The organism is Acinetobacter sp. WCHAc060033, from assembly GCF_004209125.1.
Classification (GTDB): Bacteria; Pseudomonadota; Gammaproteobacteria; order Pseudomonadales; family Moraxellaceae; genus Acinetobacter; species Acinetobacter wuhouensis.
The window spans coordinates 1-438 of the sequence record NZ_SGSW01000192.1; the positions used below are offsets into that span (position 1 = coordinate 1).

Annotated in this window: 1 protein-coding gene; it reads right to left on the minus strand. The window is 33.1% G+C overall.

Annotated elements, in window-relative coordinates; all coding sequences use genetic code 11:
* Positions 1–361: transposase (locus EXE10_RS21235; protein WP_130114616.1), on the minus strand; the 361-nt coding region annotated here is incomplete at its 3' end.
* Positions 362–438 lie beyond the last annotated feature (77 nt).

Below are 438 nucleotides of genomic sequence, written 5' to 3' on the forward strand. Positions count from 1 at the left end.
GTATTTTAGAGCTATTTCCACCAATGCTTTTGGAAATATCTTGGTTTTTGATTCCAGCAGAATGTTGGTGTGCTCTTACGTGAGTACCATCAATGAACAGCCACTCAATATCCGCATCATTAGCTAATAATTTAAATATTTTCATTATCTTATCTTTGATAGACCAGCGATTGTACTTTTGAAATATTGAATTGGATTTACCAAATTCTTCAGGTAAATCACGCCAAGGGCAACCTGTTCTAATCCTAAAAAGAATAGCTTCTATAAAATTTCTCAAATTTGGTTTGAGATAAATATTAAAATTGCGCAAAATAGATTTTAACTTAGACCAGTGTTGATCATTCAGCATTGTACGAGGCATAGCGAGTAGTGAATTAGGTTTGGCGATTTAATTTTACTATCTCGCTATTTTTTTAAGCAACAAATGTCAACACACCC